The sequence below is a fragment of the Acinetobacter sp. V2 genome (assembly GCF_001188385.1).
GTDB lineage: Bacteria > Pseudomonadota > Gammaproteobacteria > Pseudomonadales > Moraxellaceae > Acinetobacter > Acinetobacter oleivorans.
Window position 1 is genome coordinate 183,367 of the sequence record NZ_JZFB01000004.1, and the last position, 3,783, is coordinate 187,149.

A 3,783-nucleotide genomic window follows, 5' to 3' on the forward strand; every position below is an offset into this window, starting at 1 on the left:
AAGCCCCTTCCAGATATCGTGCACTATAGCCAGAACGGACCAAAACCATATGGTCGTACCAGCTTGCACCTTGCTGATGTCGCGTTATTAAGTCCTGTGCAATCCAGTTTGCTTCTTCATACTCATTACCAAATAGATGCAGCTGAGGCTTTTGCCCTTGCCCACGATGTGCTTGTAGCTGTTTTTGATAATCAATTGGGCTATGCGCCAACAACCAGTTTGATAAATCTAAGATTTCTTGAGTCGAACGATAATTTAAATCCAGCGTATGAATAACTGCGTCAGGTATCCGCTCTTTAAAAGAATGGATATTTTCAAAATCTGCACCACGAAAACCATAAATCGACTGGGCATCATCGCCAACACAAAACAGCTTCACTTTGCCAATCAATGGTTGCAATAAAGCCCATTGCAAAGGATTGGTATCTTGCATTTCATCAACCAACAATGCCTGACAAAAACCTGCTACCCAATTCGTTAATGCTTCTGAATTTTGTAAATGGACAGCCACAATTGACAAGATATCATCGTAATCTAAAAAATTACGCTCTCTTTTACGCTGCTCATAGGTTTTCATTAAATCTGCAATTTGAGTCTTATGCTCATATGCATCTGGAAGCTGTTTAATTAATGCCTCAGAAAGCTTTGTTTGAGTATTTCTCGCATAAGAATATAAATCACACAGCTCTGCGGCTTTGGGCAAGACGTTATCTTTATCTTTGCCTCTTAATAAGCGAAACATAAGCAACTGATCATCACGATCAATAATACTAAATTGATTTAACCCAAAAGCTTGTGGGTTACGGCGTAGCAAATACATACAAAACGTATGAAAAGTTGAAGCTCGCAGACCCTTTGCCTGTGCTCCCACATGTTGTTCTACTCTCGCAACAATTTCACTCGCAGCACGACGAGTAAACGTTAAAATCTGGATTTGGTTCGCTGGCAAACCTTGATCAATTAAATAGGCTGCACGAGCAACAATGGTTTTAGTCTTGCCACAACCAGCGCCCGCCAAAACTAAACAGTTTTGCGCAGACGTAGTAGCTGCTTTTTTTTGCTGAGCATTTAGTTCATTAATTAATTTTGCAAGACTCATAACACATATCGCTAAAACACCAAAACATAGTTTAACAGACCCAGGCAACAGATGGGTCTGCCCATCCTAAAAACAAAAAGAGCACTTAAAGTGCTCTTTGGTTGAATATTATTTTTTAAGATACTGTTTTTGAACTAGAAGGAAGATGTTTAATAGCAGAAGCCAAACCTAGAAAGTTAATTCCCTGAAATAAAATATCAATAGCAAGGAACATTCCTAATACCCAAAAAGGTGAATCTTTAGAAACTAAAATTAAAATACCTGTAGCGAGCGTCAATAATCCTGAAAACAGGGTCCAGCCCCATCCAGTAATTGGCTTAAGTAAAATTGCATTTATAGTACGTATAGCACCAGCAATGATCAGCGCTATAGATAATAGGCTTGTCAGAACTACTGCTGTAGTGACTGGAGTAGAAAACGCATAATAACCAGCCATTAAATACAGTACACCAAACAGTGCCCACAACCATCGGCTTGCGCCTTTAAAAACACTCATAGCCGCGACAAGATGCAAAACACCGCCGACCATCATGAGTATTCCAAATAAAAAAACAACAGAAAAGGTCGCAAATGGTAATGAACTAAATAAAATCAGGCCAAAACCAATAAGCACAAAGCCCAATATCAAATACCATTTACGGTCAGCATGTAACTGATTACGTACTAAATCATTACCTACAGTTTTCATCATGGCTACTCTTATTATCAGGTATTAGAATTTCATCTACCTAATAATAGTGATGCACTTCACATTTTTTGTCTGTATAAAATCTGCATCGTTTCTTAACAATTGATGTGGATAAAGCAGTATTTATCCACAGTTTTATTTCACCCAGCCAATTTCTTGAGCTGTAGGTAAACCTATTATTGTTTCATGTAAGCCATTCGGCATTTTACTGCTCTGCTCAGACAAAGGCGTTCGACCACCCATGATTTCGGCATCAGTTTGTGGATATAGAGGCACTTTTTCAGGTTGGGCATAACCTAAAGGGTAAATAGGTTGTCCTGTTTTTAAATCATATTTGTCTTGTGCCCCAAAGCCATGTAATAGCTCATGAACAATCACAACTTTATTTTGTGAAGCTTGTGTTTTAGTCGCAAATAAATTCACACTACCAATACGACCTTTTTCTAAAGCAGTCGAATGGATCAAAATTTTCTGATAGTTGGGATCATAATAATTTAAATAAAGTTTGAGTGATGCTCCACCGTCTTCAGCTTGTTTTTGTCGCCATGCATAGAAACGAAATTTTAAGCTCCACCACATAACATGCAAAATATTAGCATTTTGAGGAACCTCGGGCGGTCGTTGCTGCAACTGTTGTCCTAAGCGAATTGTAAAGTTTCCTGATTGTCCACGATAATGCTGTGACCACTCACTTAAATAGCTGTTAATTGCCCAAAAATCTTCATTTTTCAACTGATGAATATAGCTCTGTGTTGTCTCTAAACCATCTGCATTAACTGGATGTAAAACGACTACAACTGGTCGATTCCAATCTTGATTTTGATCTCGCCATGCTTGAACAGCAACAATCAATAAAATAATTAATAAACATAAGACCCGAATGTTTTTCCACATTCTTATTCCCCATAAAATTAAAATTTTCTTTTATTGTTTTAGACATAAAAAATGCTAGCTGAGCTAGCATTTTTTATGGTGGACTTGATTAGCCCTCAACCCATTTACCATCTTGGTAAACTAGGCTCCATTTAGTTTGTTTACCTTCTGGGGTTTCTGAACCGACATATTGTGATTGATTCTTACGACTGAATTTCACAATTGTTGGATTACCTTCAGGGTCTACATCTGGCGCTTGTAAAATAAATTGATATTTTGGATCAAGCTGAGCTGCCACACTACGTAACTCTGCAACTTTTGGCGCACGGGTTTCACGAATTTTCGGGAATTTACTCGCTGCCAAGAATAAGCCAGCTGCACCGTCACGCAACACAAAGAAGTCATCATGTTTCGCTGAACGTAAATGTTCCATCTTGATTGGCTCTACACGTGGAGGTGCAGGTTGACCACTTTTCAAGACTTTACGGGTATTGTCACAGCTTGTACAAGCGAAATACGGGCCAAAACGACCAGTCTTAAGCTGCATTTCACCATCACATTTATCACATGGGATCGTTGGCCCATCATACCCCTTAATCTTGAACTCACCTTCTTCAAGCTCAAAACCATCGCAGTCAGGGTTATTACCACATACGTGTAATTTACGACCACCATCAATCACATAGCTGTCCATGGCAGTGCCACATTTTGCACAGCGATGCTTTGACATCAAGTCAGCAGTTTCAGCACCATCATCATCAGATAACGCAGCTAAAGACTCAACAGGTGTTAAGTTCAGTGTACCCTTACAACGCTCTTTAGGCGGCAAGTTATAGCCGGAACATCCTAAGAATACACCTGTTGTACCCGTACGAATCTGCATTGGACGTGAGCATTCAGGGCAATGTACAGCTGGTACTTCAACTGGTTGGTTACGGCGCATGCCATGCTCGCCTTGAGCATTGGTAAGACGTTTCTTAAAGTCGCCGTAGAAAGTATCGAGTAACTCTTTCCAGTTACGCTCGCCTGTTGCAACTTTATCAAGCTGTCCTTCAAGGTCTGCCGTAAACGCATAGTTCATCAAGTTATTAAAACTTTCATCCAGACGATCCGTCACAATCTC

The 3,783-nt window shown here is 39.7% G+C and carries 4 protein-coding genes; all 4 read right to left on the bottom strand.

Translation table 11 applies throughout. From position 1 onward, the window contains the following. On the bottom strand, positions 1-1,099 hold a 1,099-nt coding region (locus UC75_RS21765; RefSeq protein ID WP_416202219.1), incomplete at its 3' end, for an ATP-dependent helicase. A 115-nt stretch (positions 1,100-1,214) separates the two neighbouring features. Further along, on the bottom strand, positions 1,215-1,787 hold the full coding sequence (locus tag UC75_RS13830) for an HdeD family acid-resistance protein (RefSeq protein WP_034596457.1): 573 nt from the start codon (positions 1,785-1,787) through the stop codon (positions 1,215-1,217). A 135-nt stretch (positions 1,788-1,922) separates the two neighbouring features. Next, positions 1,923-2,681: a hypothetical protein gene (locus UC75_RS13835; RefSeq protein WP_049837927.1), complete on the bottom strand. Its 759-nt coding sequence runs from the start codon at positions 2,679-2,681 to the stop codon at positions 1,923-1,925. A gap of 88 nt (positions 2,682-2,769) precedes the next feature. Then, on the bottom strand, positions 2,770-3,783 hold a 1,014-nt coding region (locus UC75_RS21770; RefSeq protein ID WP_228137377.1), incomplete at its 5' end, for a topoisomerase DNA-binding C4 zinc finger domain-containing protein.

What these genes read in the sequence shown, in the direction of transcription:
- UC75_RS13830 (WP_034596457.1), bottom strand. Translation starts at nt 1,787, where the DNA reads ATGAAAACTGTAGGTAATGATTTAGTACGTAATCAGTTACATGCTGAC.
- UC75_RS13835 (WP_049837927.1), bottom strand. Translation starts at nt 2,681, where the DNA reads ATGTGGAAAAACATTCGGGTCTTATGTTTATTAATTATTTTATTGATT.